This is a genomic window from Thermaurantimonas aggregans, assembly GCF_003851885.1.
GTDB classification, from domain to species: domain Bacteria; phylum Bacteroidota; class Bacteroidia; order Flavobacteriales; family Schleiferiaceae; genus Thermaurantimonas; species Thermaurantimonas aggregans.
The window spans coordinates 24,015-42,664 of sequence record NZ_BHZE01000017.1; the positions used below are offsets into that span (position 1 = coordinate 24,015).

At 45.3% G+C, this 18,650-nt stretch carries 18 protein-coding genes; 4 read left to right on the forward strand and 14 right to left on the reverse strand.

Annotated features, from left to right (window positions below):
- Window positions 1-3: 3 nt before the first annotated feature.
- The 4 genes from EIP89_RS08320 to EIP89_RS08335 are packed head-to-tail and all read right to left on the reverse strand — an operon-like array spanning window position 4 to window position 4,032.
- A complete protein-coding gene (locus EIP89_RS08320) occupies window positions 4-291 on the reverse strand; it encodes a P-II family nitrogen regulator (protein WP_124398218.1) in 288 nt (95 codons plus the stop codon).
- Entirely contained in the window at window positions 282-1,232 is a 951-nt protein-coding gene (locus EIP89_RS08325; protein ID WP_124398219.1) for a sodium-dependent bicarbonate transport family permease, read from the reverse strand. Before EIP89_RS08325 ends, EIP89_RS08320 begins: the two co-directional genes overlap by 10 nt.
- 9 nt (window positions 1,233-1,241) lie before the next feature.
- On the reverse strand, window positions 1,242-1,940 hold the full coding sequence (locus EIP89_RS08330) for a hypothetical protein (protein ID WP_124398220.1): 699 nt from the start codon (window positions 1,938-1,940) through the stop codon (window positions 1,242-1,244).
- A gap of 49 nt (window positions 1,941-1,989) precedes the next feature.
- On the reverse strand, window positions 1,990-4,032 hold the full coding sequence (locus EIP89_RS08335) for a S9 family peptidase (protein ID WP_245966129.1): 2,043 nt from the start codon (window positions 4,030-4,032) through the stop codon (window positions 1,990-1,992).
- A gap of 127 nt (window positions 4,033-4,159) precedes the next feature.
- On the opposite strand from EIP89_RS08335, the gene EIP89_RS08340 reads away from it, so the two are divergent.
- Together EIP89_RS08340 and EIP89_RS08345 are read left to right on the forward strand one after the other, a co-directional pair.
- Window positions 4,160-5,035, forward strand: a complete 876-nt coding sequence (locus EIP89_RS08340) for an SDR family oxidoreductase (RefSeq protein ID WP_245966130.1) — start codon at window positions 4,160-4,162, stop codon at window positions 5,033-5,035.
- A 253-nt stretch (window positions 5,036-5,288) separates the two neighbouring features.
- Window positions 5,289-6,179 (forward strand): glycerophosphodiester phosphodiesterase family protein, encoded by an 891-nt coding sequence (locus EIP89_RS08345; RefSeq protein ID WP_124398223.1) that lies wholly within the window; start codon window positions 5,289-5,291, stop codon window positions 6,177-6,179.
- A 17-nt stretch (window positions 6,180-6,196) separates the two neighbouring features.
- Here the strand turns inward: EIP89_RS08345 and EIP89_RS08350 are convergent, their stop codons facing one another.
- From EIP89_RS08350 to EIP89_RS08375, 6 genes are all read right to left on the reverse strand, one after another.
- A complete protein-coding gene (locus EIP89_RS08350; protein ID WP_124398224.1) occupies window positions 6,197-6,976 on the reverse strand; it encodes a (Fe-S)-binding protein in 780 nt (259 codons plus the stop codon).
- Window positions 6,977-6,985: 9 nt separating this feature from the next.
- Window positions 6,986-7,570: a hypothetical protein gene (locus EIP89_RS08355; RefSeq protein ID WP_124398225.1), complete on the reverse strand. Its 585-nt coding sequence runs from the start codon at window positions 7,568-7,570 to the stop codon at window positions 6,986-6,988.
- The gene (locus EIP89_RS08360; protein ID WP_124398226.1) at window positions 7,570-8,004 is read right to left on the reverse strand and encodes an LNS2 domain-containing protein; all 435 of its coding nucleotides are present in this window, start codon (window positions 8,002-8,004) and stop codon (window positions 7,570-7,572) included. The genes EIP89_RS08355 and EIP89_RS08360 overlap by 1 nt, the downstream gene beginning before the upstream one ends.
- A gap of 21 nt (window positions 8,005-8,025) precedes the next feature.
- Complete coding sequence (locus tag EIP89_RS08365; RefSeq protein WP_124398227.1) at window positions 8,026-9,339, reverse strand: 4Fe-4S dicluster domain-containing protein; 1,314 nt, start codon at window positions 9,337-9,339, stop codon at window positions 8,026-8,028.
- A gap of 34 nt (window positions 9,340-9,373) precedes the next feature.
- Window positions 9,374-10,339: an MlaD family protein gene (locus EIP89_RS08370; RefSeq protein ID WP_124398228.1), complete on the reverse strand. Its 966-nt coding sequence runs from the start codon at window positions 10,337-10,339 to the stop codon at window positions 9,374-9,376.
- Window positions 10,340-10,415: 76 nt separating this feature from the next.
- Window positions 10,416-11,678, reverse strand: coding sequence for an N-acetylmuramoyl-L-alanine amidase family protein (locus EIP89_RS08375; protein ID WP_124398229.1), 1,263 nt, complete (start codon window positions 11,676-11,678; stop codon window positions 10,416-10,418).
- Here EIP89_RS08375 and EIP89_RS08380 point away from each other — a divergent pair.
- Window positions 11,667-14,426, forward strand: coding sequence for a putative LPS assembly protein LptD (locus EIP89_RS08380; protein ID WP_124398230.1), 2,760 nt, complete (start codon window positions 11,667-11,669; stop codon window positions 14,424-14,426). The genes EIP89_RS08375 and EIP89_RS08380 overlap by 12 nt on opposite strands.
- 12 nt (window positions 14,427-14,438) lie before the next feature.
- Window positions 14,439-15,209 carry a TIGR02757 family protein gene (locus EIP89_RS08385; RefSeq protein WP_124398231.1) on the forward strand — a complete coding sequence of 257 codons (771 nt, stop codon included), beginning with the start codon at window positions 14,439-14,441 and terminating at the stop codon, window positions 15,207-15,209.
- 9 nt (window positions 15,210-15,218) lie between these two features.
- Here the strand turns inward: EIP89_RS08385 and coaD are convergent, their stop codons facing one another.
- The 4 genes from coaD to ruvC all read right to left on the reverse strand — a co-directional run bounded on the left by coaD (window position 15,219) and on the right by ruvC (window position 18,644).
- The gene (gene coaD / locus EIP89_RS08390; protein WP_124398232.1) at window positions 15,219-15,677 is read right to left on the reverse strand and encodes a pantetheine-phosphate adenylyltransferase; all 459 of its coding nucleotides are present in this window, start codon (window positions 15,675-15,677) and stop codon (window positions 15,219-15,221) included.
- Window positions 15,677-16,660, reverse strand: coding sequence for a D-alanine--D-alanine ligase family protein (locus tag EIP89_RS08395; protein WP_124398233.1), 984 nt, complete (start codon window positions 16,658-16,660; stop codon window positions 15,677-15,679). The genes coaD and EIP89_RS08395 overlap by 1 nt, the downstream gene beginning before the upstream one ends.
- A 442-nt stretch (window positions 16,661-17,102) precedes the next feature.
- The gene (locus tag EIP89_RS08400) at window positions 17,103-17,996 is read right to left on the reverse strand and encodes a 3-hydroxyacyl-CoA dehydrogenase family protein (RefSeq protein ID WP_124398234.1); all 894 of its coding nucleotides are present in this window, start codon (window positions 17,994-17,996) and stop codon (window positions 17,103-17,105) included.
- 93 nt (window positions 17,997-18,089) lie between these two features.
- Window positions 18,090-18,644, reverse strand: a complete 555-nt coding sequence (ruvC, locus tag EIP89_RS08405) for a crossover junction endodeoxyribonuclease RuvC (RefSeq protein ID WP_124398235.1) — start codon at window positions 18,642-18,644, stop codon at window positions 18,090-18,092.
- Window positions 18,645-18,650: the final 6 nt, after the last annotated feature.

The window sequence follows — 18,650 nt, forward strand, 5'->3', positions numbered from 1 at the left end:
TATTTACAGTGTTTGTACGGTAGAAACGCTGGCTATGCCGCCTGATCTGGAAATGAGCTGCTTAATCGCTGGCGAAATACCTTCTACAACGGCTCCGTCGCAAACTACTATTACCAAAACATTTGTAAATGAATCGCTTAATCCCAAATTATCGCGATCACCTCTTTGACCATGACCTTTTACACCGTCAATTACGGTATAACCTTCGATTCCGGGGTGCTCCAGAATTTTTTTTAATCTCGGAAAGTCCGGTTTGGGTATTACTATTTCAAGCCTCGATCTCAATGCCATAGAAGTTGAATAACAGAATGATACAAAGGTATTCCGATCAAAATATTCACGGGAAATGTAATACCAAGGGCTAGAGGCACATACAGTCCAGGATCGGCCTCAGGCACCGCCGTGCGAAAAGCCGCTGGCACAGCTATGTACGATGCACTGGCCCCGAGAACCGCCATCAGGAGTGCATCACCTGCGCTTGCCCCCACTACATAAGCGAAACTGATAAAAAGTACTGCATGGATGAAAGGTGAAAACAAGCCAAATAAAATGACTTTTTTCCCAAGTTTGGAGAGAAAGCTCATCCTATGGCCTGCTACAATGCCGAGGTCTAACAAAAAGAAGCAAAGCATACCTTTAAAAATGTCTTGCGTGAAGGGCTTTATGCCTTGCATAAGATCATGGTCAGAAATTAGCCCGATTAAAAACGAGCCCAAAAGAATGAATACGGGGCCATGCGTAAGAGTTTCGAACACCAATTGGCGAAAACCCAGCTGTTGGTCAGGCTGATTTTTGCGTACGAAGAAAATTCCCTGAATTATAGCAGGAAATTCCATGAGGGCCAGCGCTGCTACCATATAACCGCCGAAATCAATGCCCTGTTGCTCTAAAAATGATACTGCTGTAATAAACGTAACTGCCGAAACCGAACCGTACGTGGCTGCCAAACCGGCAGCATTTTCAATACCTAAATTCTTTTTAAAAAAGTGAAAGACATACCATCCCGTAAACAGTGAGCCAGCCACACACACCAAAAGTATCGTTACAATACTCAGTGAAAAAGCGTTTTCATGTAGCTCATATCCACCTTTTAGCCCAATACTCATCAAGAGATAGTATGAAATAAATTTGGTGATGGGCTGAAGCAACTGAAAGTCGCTCTTAACAAAATGCGCTAAAACTCCTAAAAAAAAGAAAAGTATTACGGGATTTAAAAATTGATCAATATTCATGGTTATTCTTTAAAAAGAATTTAAAGACCAAATGACAGTACCTGTTCCACAATCAATTTCGAGAGCTTTCGATTGTGATTCTTCAAAAACTTTTAAAAGCGACTTTTTCACGGTGTTCCACTCTTCCTTTTCCCATTCATAACACGGCATATCCATTATGAGTATGTATTCGCGGTTGAAAAGAATGTAATACTGTGCCTCAGGATCCGTAATTTTTGACTTGCGGTTGGGCTTAATAGAGCTGTTTCTGATAAACTTTTTAAACCATACTTCAGCTGCCGACCGACATTCGTCTGGATCACTGTAGTAGTAAATAGTTAAGTAAATTCTACATCTTTTACCGGTTTCCGGGTTTTTATCTTTTCTAGTCAAAAGCATTTCAAAAGTGGAGACAGGGGCAGTTTCCCTAATCTTTCCGTGATCGCGTGAGGCTAGATTGTACAACTTACGATCGTATTTGTCAGCATTAGCCTGATAAAAAGCATTAGCCAGTTGTTTCAGTTCTTCCATCTGTGCATGGGCTTTTAACCCGATCGCCAATAGGAATAGCACAATCCATTTTGCTTCCAGATTTTGGAATATTTTTCCAAATATTGAACTATTTTTAACTAATTTATAAAGCATAAAATATTGATATTCAATGTTTTTTTTTTGAAAATTGGCTTTGGCATGATGATTGGCCAAACTTACTTGGAGTAGAGTTTTCATAGTTTTGGCTTTTGCCTCAAAACCCCGACGAGATGTCGGGGTTTTTTTTCTACAGCTCTTTTACAGCCAACTGGGCCATATCGAGTAGAAACACATATTTCATCGCAACTTCTTCCAGAAACGAATATCTGCCTGATGCTCCTCCATGACCGGCGTCCATATTGGTGTAGAGTAGAAGCGGATTGTTATCTGTCTTAGTAGCTCTCAGCTTGGCTACATATTTAGCTGGTTCCCAATATTGAACCTGAGAATCGTGTAAGCCAGTAGTGACCAACATTGGTGGATAAACCTTCTTATCAATATTATCGTATGGCGAGTAGCTCTTCATGTAGTAATAGTACTCAGGGTCTTTCGGATTGCCCCATTCCTCAAATTCGCCTACGGTAAGTGGCAGCGATTCGTCGAGCATGGTAGTTACCACATCTACAAAGGGCACTTCAGAAACGACGCCTGCCCACAACTCCGGACGCATATTAACTACAGCCCCCATCAGAAGACCTCCGGCAGAGCCTCCCCAGGCAAACAGCCTTTTTGGGTCAGCATATTTTTCAGCGATAAGATGCTCCGCACATGCTATGAAGTCAGTGAAGGTATTTTTCTTTTTCAAAAATTTTCCTTCTTCATACCATCTCCTCCCTTTTTCCTGACCACCTCTGACGTGGGCAATGGCATAAACAAATCCACGGTCGAGCAAACTAATTCTCGACGTGCTGAAAGTAGCCTCAAGGCTATACCCGTAACTTCCATATCCATAGAGCACACAGGGAGCCGTGCCATCGAGTTCGGTCGATTTCCGATAAACAATAGAAATAGGCACCTCTTCGCCATCGGCAGCCTTAGCATAGATATATCGGCTCTCATACTGTTCGAAGTCGTAACCAGGTACTTCCTTTGTTTTAAGCACTCTGGTCTCTCCGGTTCTAAGATTGTATTCGCGCGTGGAGGGTGGTGTTACAAAGCTTTGATATTCGAAGCGCACCCACTCCGACTGCTGATTTTCGTTGATTCCCAAATTGAGAGCATAAGTAGGCTCGGGCATTGATACTTCATTGAGCTTGCGCCCGCTGTAGTCGTAGATGGATAGGTGAATCTGGCCGCCGTACTTCTCCTCCACTACTAAATGGCTTTTAAAAGGTATAAAGTCTTCGATGAGCACATCTGTGCGATGTGAAATCAAATCCTTCCAATTGGCTCGAGCTGTTCTATTGAGCAGTGTAGTCATCAGCTTAAAATTCTCTGCCTGGTCAGTGTTGGTCTTAATGATCCATCGATCGCCTACATCTGCCACAGCATAGCGAACGCCTGTTTCTCTGAGTTGAAAGATTTTAAAAGCATCGTAAGGCTGATCAGCCGGCACATAGCGAATTTCAGAAGTAAGTGTGCTGCTGCTGCCAATTAAAATAAACCTTTTAGAAGCTGACGGATATACATAACAGCTGAATTTTTCATCTTTTTCGTGAAAGACCTCGTCAATGGCCTGCGTTTCCAGATTAAAACGCATCACTTTAAAGGAGCGCAATGCATCATCCTTTATGTTGAAAAAAACGGTCTTATTGTCGGCTGCCCACACCGCTTGCCCTGTAGTGTTAGGTATAGACTGTGGCAGTACTTCCCCTGTTTTTAGGTTTTTAAAACGTATCACATATTGTCTACGTCCGATCGTATCTTCTGAGTAGGCCAGCAGCTGATTGTCAAAGCTTACAGCCAACCCTCCGATGCTGTGAAACTTTTTGCCTTCTGCTAGTTTGTTTTGGTCGAGCATTATTTCCTCCTCTGCTTGAAGGTTTCCCCTTTTGCGGCAGTAGAGCGGATATTCTTTACCCGCTTCATAGCGATAGTAGTAGAAGTATCCATTGCTTTCGTAAGGCACTGAGCTATCGTCTTCTTTAATGCGCGACTTCAGCTCTTGTAATATTTTGTCTTTCAATGGCTTAAGCTCGCTGAAAATAGCCTCGGTGTAAGCATTTTCGGCCTTCAGATATTCAATCACTTTCGGATTTTCGCGTTCATTGAGCCAATAATAGTAATCAATCCTTCTATCCCCGTGAATTTCAAGTATTTTAGGAATTTTTTCGGCTATCGGGGCTGTCATTATCGACTTTTCATTCTTCATTTCACAAGAAAAAACACAAAATAATAAAATTACTATCAGCCCGTATTGCTTCATAAACGTTATTTGCGGGCAAGATTACTTCAAAATTCCCGACCATTTACACACTATGTTTTCTAAACCAAATACAGGCTCACTGATGCCTGCGGGCGTATTCCGCGAAAAAGTTTTTTGGGTGACAGGTGGAGGCACAGGTCTTGGCAAGTCCATGACCCGATATTTCGCTCAACTTGGAGCTACAGTAGTTATTTCCAGTCGCCGGCAAGAGGTTCTTGATGCCACTGCCTTAGAAATAAATGAATTAGGATACGAAGGTAAGGTAGTACCCATTGCCTGCGACGTGCGCGAGTACGAACATGTAGAAGCACTTACTGATCAGATCGTCAACACGTATGGTGCGCTCCACGTGTTGGTAAACAATGCCGCCGGAAATTTCATTTCGCCAACTGAAAGGCTCACTTCTAAAGCCTTTGACGTGGTAATCGACATCGTACTACGCGGTACAAAAAACACCACCCTTGCCGTTGGCAAAAAGTGGATTGATACCAAACAAGGAGGCGTAATGCTAAACATTACAACCACATACGCCTTTACCGGCAGTGGCTATGTAGTGCCCTCAGCCATCTCCAAGGCCGGTGTACTCGCCCTTACTCGCAGCCTTGCCGTAGAATGGGCCAAATACGGCATCCGTCAGGTGGCCATTGCCCCCGGACCTTTCCCTACCAAGGGAGCCTGGGAGCGACTCTTCCCCGGTGGCCTCGACCAGAAACTCAACGTCATCAACGAAATTCCCCTTCGCCGTGCCGGCGAACATCAAGAACTAGCCAATTTGGCAGCTTACCTCGTCAGCGACTACGCCTCGTATATCAATGGCGAAGTGGTCGTAATAGACGGTGGCGAGTGGCTCCAAGGTGCCGGCGAGATGAACTTCCTCGACGTGATCACACCTGAAATGTGGGACGAACTGACCAAGTACCGCAAATAACCTCTCCAAGTATTTTTTAAAATTTTTTGTTTTTTTTTGGGCGTGCCCCAGACAAGGCACCTGTGGTGCCTTTGTCTGGGTCGGTCCATTCCGGGCTCGCTGTTCGCTCGGTGCTTCGCTGCGCTCAGCCCTGCCGGCTTCGCCGTCACCCTCCATGCACCTCACGCGTTCAAGGTACTGCCAACGCACTTTTGTTTGTACATATTGCCACCTTTAGCACCATAATTGCACAATAAAAACTGCCCATTTTGCCATGAAACAAACCCCTTCCATTATTCTGTTTTTTTATTTGTTGTTTATCCCCTTAGCGTGCAAGAATTCAGAAATGGAAATTCAAGGCCATCGCGGCTGCAGAGGCTATTGGCCTGAGAACTCAATTTATGGAATGCTCGAGGCAATAAAGCAAGGAGTGGATGTGCTGGAAATGGATGTGGTGGTATCCAAAGATCTGGTAATCTTACTTTCTCATGAACCTTACTTTCACCATGAAATCTGCCTCGACCCAAACGGTAATCGCATTTACGAAAGCACCCAAGAGGCCTATAACATTTATGAATTTACTTACGAACAGATACGCAATACCCGTTGCGGCACTTTCGCCCATCCCCGATTCCCACTCCAGAAGCAGAAAAGTTATTACAAGCCCTCCCTTTCGGAAGTGATTGACACTGTGAAAAAGGTTACAGAACTTCTCGGTAAACAAATTGGCTTTAACATTGAAATAAAGGCACGAGATGAGTGGAACGGCATTTTTCACCCAGACTATCGCGCTTTTGCAGATCTAGTAGCCGGCATTATTTACCGACATGGCATTATCCAGCAGACTACCGTTCAAAGCTTTCACATTCCCACCCTTCAGTACCTTCACCGAGCTCATCCCAGTTTGAAACTTGTGCTTTTGGTCGATGAAGACGAAGACTTGGCAGAGAAATATAAAGAATTAGGTTTTACACCTGAGGTGCTCAGCCCGCACTTCAGCCACGTTTCAATGCCATGGATAAAGTTTGCCCATTCAAGAGGCATGAAGCTAATCACCTGGACGGTAAACGATGCTGAGACTGCGAGAAGGCTTGCAAATATGGGCGTACACGGCATCATTACCGATTATCCCGATAGCATTTTTAAGGCTGTAAAAATCAATTAAACTTTTCAGGCTACGTTTTACACGCTTTGATCCACGAGCTCAGCTATATCGAGTACTTTAACGGATTGCTCTTTTTCCTTGTGTTTTACGCCATCTGTAAGCATTGTATTGCAAAACGGACAAGCAGCTGCGATCACTTCACTTCCTGTAGCCAAGGCTTCTTCAGCACGCTCGATGTTAATGTCTTTCGTGCCTTTTTCTGGCTCTTTAAACATCTGAGCCCCACCGGCTCCACAGCACAATCCCTTGGCTCGGCTACGCTTCATTTCAGCTAAATCAGCATCCAGTGCTTCGATGATTTCGCGCGGGGCTTCGTACTCGCTATTGGCTCTTCCAAGGTAACAAGGATCGTGATAGGTGATTTTCTTACCTTTAAAACTACCGCCTTGAATCTTGAGCTTATTGTTTTTCAGCAAGTCGTTGATTAGCTGTGTGTGATGCACGACTTCGTACTTTCCACCCAGCTCGGGATATTCGTTTTTCAAGGTATTAAAACAGTGTGGACAGGCTGTTACAATTTTTTTCACCTCATAGGCATTCATCACCTGAATGTTCTGCATGGCCATCATTTGAAAGAGAAATTCGTTTCCAGCCCTTTTAGCTGGGTCGCCCGTACAACTCTCCTCCGTACCCAAGATACCAAAGGTGATGCCTGCCTTTTGTAAGATAGAAGCCAGGCTTCGGGTTATGCGTTTTGCTCTGTCGTCAAAAGAACCTGCACAGCCTACCCAGAAGAGAATTTCGGGACTTTTTCCCTCGGCCATCCATTCGGCCATTGTTTTAATACCTTGATTCATGTAATTTCGTTAATCAATCCACTTGTATTGAAGATTATTACCGCATTTGAAGCCGATAAATTTACCACCATTCTGCAATGAATAGTAAATAAGGGGCTTTTCAGGTGACCGCATGGTCAATACAGAAGTGTATTCTTGACCAAGCAGTTTCAGCGATTCTATATATTGACAATTTTTTACACAAACCATTTCTTTTGGTAAGTTGTTGAACATCATTTCATTTTCTTCCCCAAGATGAAATATTTTCATAGTCAATTCATCGTGTAGCCTCGATAGCGTGACAGAGTCATACTTTGCTTTTAGCTGAAATTCTATCTGCAATTGCAAATCAGTAATCGTTAACAGGTGTGTAATTACCTGATAAACAGGAACCTGATTGCTTGAAGCTTCACCCGCAACAAAGAGGGTGTCAGCTGAATGACGTGCTACAAACGTATCTCCGGTCTGTGAGATACAGTGCTTTAAATCTTTGAAATCTTTAAAGACGTCATGAGAAGATTTGTGTACGGGGATGATGATTTCGGATTTGTTTTTACATCCGAACAAAAACAGAGAGAAAAATGTGAATAGTGTGAAACTGGTAAATCTTTTCATCACTCTTCAAAAACCTCAATCGTCAGATTTCGTTCAACCAAGTCGGTAAATTTTCCTTTGTAACGGGTAGCGCGCACGATGTGGTTATCGATCCAGTGATAGTTGCCACCCCGTGGCTTTCCGAAGAGAATGCCATGGTATTTAAAACCATGCTTTTGCAGCCAGGCTTCAGTCACTTGCCGATGTTCCTCAGTACGAGAGGTAAAAAAAGTAATGATGTGTCCTTGATCATACCATTGATTGCAGATTTTCAAGGCATCAGGATACACCTCTGCATCGATCATCCTCCAGGGCTCTTCGTTAGGAATATCTTCGCAAATGGTGCCATCGATGTCGATCAAAAAGTTTTTAACGCCAGGTGGCAATTGGGGGCTAATTCTCTTGCCGTTTTCTTCGGCTTCCTGAAGCGGGGGAGTAGTGTTAATGTGTGTCATGGGTTTACAGAGTCAAGGAGATTATTGATGAATCCAGTTGGCTCTGTCTGCTTGAGAAAACTGCCAGGGGGCTCCGTTGTTTTCTACATTGGTCATCATCATGTTCAGGCTTTGCGGGGCCTTTGATTCTTCCATCACCACATATTGCCTGAGCTGCATGATGATGTCCAGCGGATCGATGAGCACCGGACAGGCCTCTACGCAGGCATTACAACTGGTACAAGCCCAAATTTCTTCTCGAGTGATGTAATCGTCAAGCAGACTTTTGCCATCATCCACAAACTTTCCGCCATTGGCATCCATTATTCTGCCAACTTCTTCGGCGCGGTCGCGCACATCCATCATGATTTTGCGAGGCGAAAGCTTTTTGCCGGTCTGATTGGCCGGGCATTCAGCAGTACATCTACCGCACTCTGTACACGTGTACGCATTCAGTAAATTGACCCAAGTAAGATCCATTACATCTTTTGCCCCAAACTTATCGTTTTCAGCAGTTTGGCCATTTTCAGGTGCAGCATACGGATTGGCGTTGGGGTCGAGCATAAGCTCTACTTCCTTCTTCACGCGCTCATTGATGGGAAACTTTCCTTTTGGTGTAAGCTTGGCATACCATGTATTCGGGAAAGAAAGAATGATGTGAAAGTGCTTCGAAAAGGGTAAGTAGTTTAAAAAGGCAAGTATACCAAGGATGTGCGCCCACCATGCTACGCGCTCAGCCAGGTGAAGGCTCTCTTGTGACCAGCCTGAAAAAATAGGTGCCAACATTGAAGATATCAAGAAAGGACCCGCCGGGGCATTGTCCATATTTGCCTCAGCAGCTCCAATCATCAGCAGGGCTACCATCAGCACTATTTCGATGATCAAAATGTTATTGGCGTCTTTAAAGGGCCAACCTTTGAGTTCTGGTTTTTGAAAGCGATCGATTTTCATCACATTGCGCCTCCACAGAAAGACTATACATGCAATAATTACTGCCACAGCAAGCACCTCAAAAAAGTTAATGGCAAAGGTGTAAACTCCGCCTAAAGGCTTAGCAAACAGCCGATGTGTACCCAACAAACCGTCTAAGAGTATCTCGAGTACCTCAATATTGATGAGCAGAAAGCCTACGTAGATGACAATGTGAAAAAAGCCCGCCACAGGATTGATGACCATTTTGCTCTGCCCCAGCGCTACACGCATCATGGTACGCCAGCGTTTTTCGGGTTGATCTGTTCGGTCTATATCCCTGGCCATTAAAATATTGCGCCGAATTTTCTGAACATTTTTAGTGAAGAAATAAATGGCTGTGACAAGGGCAGCTGCAAAGAGCACATTGCTGATACCGAAACTCATAATCCTCTCAATTCCAAGTTAGTGAAAAAACAGTTTAAGGCTTTAATGGTTTTTCATTTTTAAACTTTTCGCGCACCTCCTCATCAGAGTAGGGTTTAGACTTTTTACCGAATACTGACACATGAATGTACCTTCTTGGATTGTACTTCAGGTCAATAAGTAATTTGTTGAGCTGGTCAGTGGTAATGCGCAGATTATCATATAGGGTTGAGTCTTGTGTCAATTTTCCTAAATTTCCTTTACCAGCCTGTATTTCAGCAAGCAATTTGTTTAGTTCGTCGGTCGCCTGTTGCAAGCTTGCCACCAATCTCGCGGGATTCTCGGCTTTAAGCGAGTCGGTAATTGCAGCGGCATTGTTGAGCGTGCGATTAAGGGCAGAGTTATTCGCCGACAAGGTTTGGGTTAATTTTTCAAGGTTGCTAACAATAGTGCTGATGCGTTGGGTATTTTGATCGATTACTTCATTGATTTTAGCGATGCTTCTGTTCAGATTGCGCACATTGTTTTCGTCGAGGATGTGATTAACCTTAGTTAATAGCGAATCGATATTGTGAGCTATGTTTTCAAAATTGTCTTTAAGCTGAACGAGCTCTTCCGCAAATCCGTTGTCAAGGGCTGACTGCAGCGTATCACCTTCTTTGAGAAGTTCCGGTGAGTCGCCCGGCTTTAGCACAATGGATTTACCGCTTAGCAAATCGGTTGTAGAGATCATCGCGATGGTATTCTTTGGCAGCTTAATTTTTTCGCGTAAGGAGAATTCTACAATAAGCTTGCTGCCTGTAGCATCGAGAAAGGAGATGCTTTCAACCTGACCAACGTTATATCCATTTAGGATTACAGCCTGAGCGCGTGCCAAACCGTTAACGTTGTCGTAAAGTGCGTAATAACTTGTCTTGGTTACGAAGATGTCGTTTCCTTTTAAAAAATTGATACCCCAGTAGAGGAAGGCTATGGTGATGAGTGCAATGGATCCGGCCTTAAATTCTCTTGAAAACTTCAATTTTTAAAAATTTTGTGCAATATTACAAAGCAAAGCAGGACATCTTATTTGAGTATGCGCTAAACTAAGGCTGGAGTTAATTGCCCTTTCTTAAATTTTCAGCATCGATTACAGAGATGCGCTGTGCTCCATTGTAGGGCGCCACAAAGGCATCTTTAAAACCTTTTTTACGCATTTTGTTTTGTACGGTTAGGGCCTCGTTCATGCTTCGGAAGCAGCAAATTTGATATTTGTACAAATTGCCTTCCTTTACTTCAATTACCGATTCCTCTAGTTGAAACAGCCTATCGTCTTTCGGCTTTTGAGTAGAAGAAGTCTCGATTTGAACTCTAAAGTGTACTCCATTGGCCAAATGGGCTTCCGAAGGATTTTTTGAGGATTCTGCATGGGGAGTTGCTGATGGATTTTCTGCAATCATCTCCCGGGTAGATGCAGTCATATTGTTTGACTGGTTTTCCCCTCCAGGGATTGCCCTTTTTTGGGGTTCGATATTACCAGCTACATCGCCGGCAGGTGCCGGAGGCATAGATTTACGGCTACGAGCTTCGACGGTAGTTTTGTATTCCTTAACAGCGCGATAAATAGCCGAAGCCATGATCTCCTGCCCCTGGCGGGTGTTGAGAAAATCCTCTTCTGCTGGATTGGTTAAAAAACCTAATTCGATCAAAACGGCCGGCATACTGGTACGACTGGTCACATACAAGGGCTGCTGGCGCACTCCACGATCTTTGCGTTTTGCTCGTTCCCTGAACTGGTTCTGAACCATTTGACCAAATTCAATGCTTTGATTCAGATGGGCATTTTGGTATAAAGTAAGGGCAATATATGTTTCTGGCTTGGTAGGATCAAAGCCTTCGTAGCGCACTTTGTAGTCGTCTTCCAGAAAAATTACCGAATTTTCCTGAATGGCTACGCGCATATTCTCTTCGCTGTGATTCATCCCCATTACGAATGTCGTTGCTCCAAAGGCTACAGGTGAGGTGTAGGCATCGCAGTGGATGCTGATAAAAAGATCGGCCTTGACACGATTGGCTATGTTGGTGCGCTCATACAGCGGTACAAACACATCGCGATCGCGGGTGTAAACAACTTTTACGCCCGGCAGATTTTCCTGGATGTATTTGCCAACTAAAAGTGCAACTTCGAGGGAAATGTCTTTTTCTTTTTTTTGTTTTCTTCCTGTTCCTTTGTTTCCAGTATCGTAGCCTCCGTGGCCGGCATCAATTACTACCGTGCGGATGGTTCCATCGCTGGACAAATGAAATATTTCAAATCCAGGCAGAAAAATTTCCATACCGACTACTACTGCAATGAATTTGAAATATTTGTGAATTTTCATAAGCTTAAGAGCGCCAATCTTAACCAAGATTTTCAAAATTCGTTCCTAATACAAAATACTTTTGCCCGTTTTAATCACGAACTCTTTCCAAAATTAGTAGCTATTAACTTACAGATTTCTGAAAATATACACAACTTTTCAACGCTGCTATGTGTGTTGTTCCTTCTGATGATGGGAACCACTGCACGTGGACAGTCAAATGATTCGCTGGTGGTGCCGGCGTCACTTGGTGGCTCAAAACGGGTAATCAAAACTTCAAAAACCTTGCTCGATGTGGTGAAATACACAGCCGATGACACCATATCGATATCAGCCACCGATAACTACGCCTTGCTGTACAACAACGCTCGGGTGGAATACGAAAACATCTCGCTTAAAGCCGGCAAAATCATCATCTACCTCAAAACCAACGAACTGGTAGCTATGGGAATACGCGACTCAGCAGGCCGAGTGATTCAAAAACCGGTATTTACCGAAGACGGCAAGTCGTATAACACCGATACAATTCGCTATAACTTCGACACCAAGCGGGCTAAAATCAAAAAAGTTATCACTCAAGAAGGCGAAGGGTTTCTGCACGGTGAGGAAGTGAAGATGATGGAAGACCAGGTGCTTTACATCCGAAGAGCATCCTTTACCACTTGCAGCCACGAGCATCCCCACTTCCGCATCGTAACGCAAAAAACGAAAGTGATCCCTGGCAAGCAAATCGTTACAGGACCGGCTTTTCTCGAAATGCTCGACATTCCGACTCCAGTGATTGTGCCTTTTGGTTTTTTCCCGACCATTCAAAAGCAAAAATCTGGTTTTATACTGCCGGGCTACACCAACAACGCCGAGCGCGGATATGGCCTAACGAATCTCGGCTTTTACTGGGCAGCGAGTCCGTACTGGGACATGCAAATCTCTGCCGATATCTACACCATGGGCGGTTTTCAGCTGCGCACGGCCAACCGCTATGCCCGCCGTTATAAATTCAGCGGTAATGTAAACATGACCCTCAATCGACTGATTGTAGGTAAGCCTATCTATGCTGAATTTGGCAAGTACATTAATCAAAGCGACTTTCAAATCACGTGGTCGCACGCTCAAGACCCCAAGGCTCGTCCTGATTTAAATTTTACAGCCAACCTCAACTTCGTAACCACCAATTTTTACCGCACTAGCACCTTCCAGCAAAACAACGTACTGAACAACAACATCGGTTCGTCCATCAATCTGGTAAAAACCTTTCCAGGCAGACCCATTTCGCTGAACATAGGTGTAAACCACCGACAAAACCTCCAAAACGGCCGTGTGGACTTAAACTTGCCAGAACTGGCTCTCAACATCACACGGGTATTGCCCTTCAAAAAGAAAAATGCCACCAGACTGCCCCGCTGGTACGAGGAGATAGGCTTTAATTACTCGCTGAACTTCAGAAACTCTGTATCATTCATTTTGGATTCGATCGGAGCCAATCCTTTAGAACAACTTTTAAAAAGGTCCGTTAACGGCATCAGTCATCGGATACCTTTTTCAGGCAACTACCGCATTTTGAAGCATATTACAATGGTGCCCTCCTTTAGCTTCAACTCGAGGTGGTATTTCCAATCGTACTCTTATGCATACAGCGACTCGCTCAAGCGCGCAGTGATAACGGATACGCTGAGAGGTTTTAGTATGCTCAACGACTTTTCGACTTCCGTACAGTTCAGCACCAAGCTGTATGGAATTTTCAACTACAAGTACGGACCTCTAAAAGCCTTGCGGCATGTAATGACACCTCGACTTGGCCTGAGCTATACGCCCGACTTCGCTTCGCCCAGCTGGCGAGGATTTGCTGGTAATCCTTATCAACTCGTACAAGTGGACACCAGCGGAAAGCTCGGATTTCAAAACCGCTTTCAAGGGGCAGTTTTTGGCACGCCTGGCCTCGGTATGCAGGGATTAGTGAGCTTTGGGCTCGACAACATTTTAGACGCTAAATTCAAAAGCAAACGCGACTCGACAGGCGAAACCAAAGTAATGCTGATCGAAGGTTTTTCAATCGACGGAAACTACAACATGGCAGCCCCCGACTACAAGTGGAGCATTGTAAATGTAACAGCGCGCACCTCTCTCTTCAAGGGCAAATTGAACATCAACTATACTACTTCTTTCGACCCTTATTCCCTTGATTCGCTCGGCAATCGCATTCCTGTGCTCGAAATCGATAAAACTGGCCGACTTCTTCGCCAGCAGGCTACCACGCTAAACCTGGGCACGAGCATCAGCAGCTCCACCTTCGACCGTTGGTTTGGAAAATCGGCGGAAAGCAATAAGGACAATTCCGCAGGCTCAGTGCCAAAGGACGACTTCAACCCGGCAGGTGTTACGGCTGGTGACATCAATTACTACAGTCCGGTGACCTATGTGGACTATATGGCTAAGTGGTCGCTATCAGTTAACTATGCTTTGGCCATTAGCCCCAATCCAGCTCTTGGACAAACGAACATTGTACAATCTATGATGTTTAGCGGCAACATCGAACTCACCCAAAATTGGAACATCAATTTCAACTCTGGCTACGACCTGGTGCGCAAGCAAATCGGTTTTACAAACATCAATATTACTCGAAATCTCCATTGCTGGAATTTATCTTTTAGTTGGGTTCCGGTTGGCTTTCAGAAATCCTATTTCATCACCATCAATGCAAAAGCAGGCATGCTGCGCGACTTGAAATTCGACCGGCGAAGGGGTGTTGGCGACTTCCCGGCGGTATTATGAAGATGCGAGCGTATGGAAATTTTGGCTCTCAAGGAATTTTTAGATCAAAAAGCCCACTACTACGAAAGCGAAATATTTATTCCCGACGATCCTGTTTCGGTACCACATCGCTTTCGGCTGAAAAACGACATTGAAATCGCCGGATTGCTCACAGCCACCATCAGCTGGGGCAATCGAAAGTCCATCATCAAAAGTGCTAATTTTTTAATGCAATTGATGGACGACGCCCCGTATGACTTTGTGATGCATCATTCACCAAAAGAACTGAAAAGACTCTCTCGATTTGTGCATCGCACGTTTAATGCGGAAGATGCTCTATTTTTCGTTAAAGCACTGCACCAGTACTATCAGCGATTCGACAGCCTTGAAGAGGCTTTTTTACCAAAAGAGGGCGAAAAGGACTTAATGGAGGCTATTGCTCGGTTTCGCCAGTTGATGCTGCAGCTGCAGCCCACTACTCGAAGTGGAAAGCACATAGCCGACCCCTCCACCGGCTCAGCTGCCAAACGCATTCACATGTACCTGCGATGGATGGTTCGCAGCGAAAAAGGAGGTGTGGACTTCGGATTGTGGAGGAGCATCTCGCCGGCTCTTTTGAGCTGTCCGCTCGATGTACACACCGGAACTACCGCAAGAGCTCTGGGGCTCATTACACGCAAGCAAAACGATCGCAGGGCTGTGGAAGAGCTGGACAAGGTATTGAGAACTTTTGACCCCATCGACCCGGTGAAATACGACTTCGCCCTTTTTGGAATTGGAATGGAAAAGAAAATAAAACTTTAAAGGTCGGTTTTAAATTCTCACGGCATCAGGCACTAAGAGGGTGTAATCACCACCGTTGCGAATAACATCTCTTACAATGCTACTCGAGATGTACGAATGCCCTGAGGAGGTGAGTAAAAAAACTGTATCGAGCTCGGGCATTAACTTCCGGTTAGTTTGAGCAACTGCTTTTTCGAACTCGAAATCGGCCGGATTGCGAAGGCCGCGAAGGATGAAGCGCGCGTTTACCTTCTTGCAATAGTTTACTGTAAGGCCTTCGTATGAATCGACGCTTATGTTGCTGCGCTTTTCAAACGTCTTGCGAATCCACTCCATGCGTTGCTCAAGCGAAAACATGTAGGTTTTGTTGGAATTGACCCCTACGGCTACAATGATGTGGTCGAAAAGCTCGGCTGCACGACAAATGACGTCGTAATGCCCCTTAGTGATGGGGTCAAACGACCCCGGAAAAACGGCTATGCGCTGCATTAGGCTTGGCGTTTTAACGCGTTAAAAATACAGGCTGAAAATAGTTCAGGCAGCCCAATACCGAGATAAGCGGCTTGACGCGGTAAGATGGATTGCTCAGAAAGGCCGGGTACCGTGTTGATTTCGATTAAAACTGGATCTGATCTGTCGGGCACGATGAAGTCAATCCGACACAATCCGCTTAAATTCAGCAATTTGTACACTTCTTCTACAGTTCGCTTGATGTATTCTGCGGCTTCTGGACGTATGCGTGCCGGGGTGATTTCTTGCGACTTGCCACTGTACTTGGCGTTGTAATCAAAAAACTCACCTGCCGGCACTATTTCGGTAATTTCTAATGCTCTGACTTCACCAAAAACGCTCGTTACACCACACGACACTTCAATGCCCTTCACCATCTGCTCGATGAGGATGAGCTTATCGATTTGGCGAGCAACTTCAATGGCTTTGGGCAAATCATCAGGAGTAGTCACTTTTGATACGCCTACACTGCTGCCGCTTTTTGCGGGTTTTACAAAAACGGGGAAACCAAGCTCCTCCCCTACTTTTTGAGGATCGACAGCTTCAGTTGTATAAATGCCTTTGGGTACCATGAAGCCCATTTTTGCCAAGTAAGCATTGCACTCGGCTTTGCTGAAAGTGAGGGCCATGGGCAAAACGCCACCGGTGGTATAGGGCACGCGAAGCATATCGAGCATACCTTGAACGATGCCGTCTTCTCCAGGCGTGCCATGAATGGCAATAAAGGCTACATCGAAAGTGTACTCGGCATCCTCTGTACGAAACCCAAACGGGCTCAGCACAGCTGGAACTTCGCCTTGTAGGGTTTGGACGAATAATCCATCAGTGCGAACATCAACGAGGTATTTATCAAACGTATCTGAAGGCAAATGGTCGAAGACGACTTTTCCGCTTTTGAGGGAGATTTCGCGCTCGGCGCTATATCCGCCGTAGAGTACTGCTACACAAATTTTCTCTGACATGCTGTTTGCTCAGTAAGTGGCAACAAAGCTATACAGCGGTCAGTGATGGTGCACTGTGGAGTGAAGGGTGTGCATGGCTGAGGCTTTAAAAAGATAAATACTCAAGGTAGTTTGAGGTCGGGCATTTGGTCTCCTTGAGAAAAATAAAGTGACTATAAGTGGCAAAAATCTGATTGACAACGGATTGGAAAGTTTCAACGGACGAAAATGAGGCTGGAGGAGCCAGTACGCGCGTGGAACTGCTGAAACGATTTGGACTGTTCCTTTTGAGAGGGATAAAAGCGAATATGAGCGAATAGCAACAGACAAAGTCAGCTATCGCTGTTGTGTCTGGGTAAACCCTCCCAAAAAAGAATAAAAAAGTATGGAATTTCCGCTAACTAGCGGGAAATAAAAAAAGCCGCCTCAACGGGAGACGGCTTTGAGCAAGAAACAGAGTGTTTTATTTCTTGGCAAACATTCGACTGACCTTCGTGGCTTTTGGGCCTTCGGAGTAGTCGTAAAAGCCTTCACCACTCTTAACGCCCAGTTTGCCGGCAGTGACCATATTGATAAGCAGCGGACAGGGTGCGTACTTAGGATTGCCCAGTCCGTCGTGCAGCACTCTAAGGATAGCTAAGCACACGTCGAGGCCGATAAAGTCAGCCAACTGAAGTGGACCCATTGGATGAGCCATTCCAAGGCGCATAATAGAGTCGATTTCTTCAACGCCGGCTACTCCCTCGTGCAGCGCGATGATAGCTTCGTTGATCATCGGCATCAGGATGCGGTTTGATACGAAGCCGGGGTAGTCGTTACACGGCACAGGTATCTTGTCGAGGGCTTTGGAGAGTTCGGTGATTTTATCGGTAGTTTCGTCGGAGGTGCTGTAGCCGCGGATGATTTCGACCAGCTTCATGATAGGCACGGGATTCATAAAGTGCATGCCAATAACACGGTCAGGCCTTCGAGTGGCTGCAGCAATGCGTGTGATGGAAATTGAAGAAGTGTTAGAAGCTAAGATGGTGTGCTCTGGAGTACTGGCACAGAGGTCGGCAAAGATGCGCAGTTTTAGATCCAGGTTTTCGGTAGCTGCCTCCACTACGAGGTCGGCATTGGCCACGCCGGCTTTTAAGTCGGTGAAAGGAGTTATGTTTTTGAGGGCTTGTTCTTTATCAGCTTCAGTGATGGTGCCTTTAGCTACCTGGCGATCGAGGTTTTTTGCGATGGTGGCGAGGCCTTTCTGAAGGCTGGCATCATTGATATCGATGAGCGATACGCTGTATCCCTTCTGTGCAAAGACGTGAGCAATGCCATTGCCCATAGTGCCTGCTCCTACTACTGCTATGTTTTTCATTCCGTTGGCGATTGTTGGTTTTTAAGATATCGGGGCGCTAAAGTACTGTGCATTTGAGTGCTATGATAAATGAACTACAATGTCAAGTGCACATCAACGGATGCGGTCGGGATTGGAGCGTATAAAGGCCTCCCAAGAGTTACCGCCTCTGCTAGAGGGGAGGGTTTGTTGCTGATAAATGTGGGTAATAGCTACAGCGAGGGCATCAGTAGCATCGAGGGTGGCTGCAGTGGTTGGCAAGGTGTACTGAGCCGCTAACAGGGCTGCCACTTGCTCCTTAGTAGCGCTGCCACGGCCGGTGATGCTCTGTTTGATCTTTCGTGGAGAATACTCGGCTACCGATAATCCTCTGTACAGTGCTGCTGCGATGACTACGCCCTGTGCGCGACCCAGTTTGTGCATCGATTGCACGTTTTCACCGTAAAAGGGTGCCTCTATGGCCAATTCAGTAGGTGTGTAGCTGTCGATAATGTCGAGGATTTTTTCGAAAATGATTTTTAACCGCTGTAAGGCATCAGCTTCAGAGCGCAACCGCACGATATCGCAACTTGTAACAGTGATTTTGCTACCCAACTGTTCGGCTATGGCGTAGCCAAGCACCTGCGTACCGGGATCAACTCCTAATATTATTTTTTTTTTAAGTTCCATTTAATT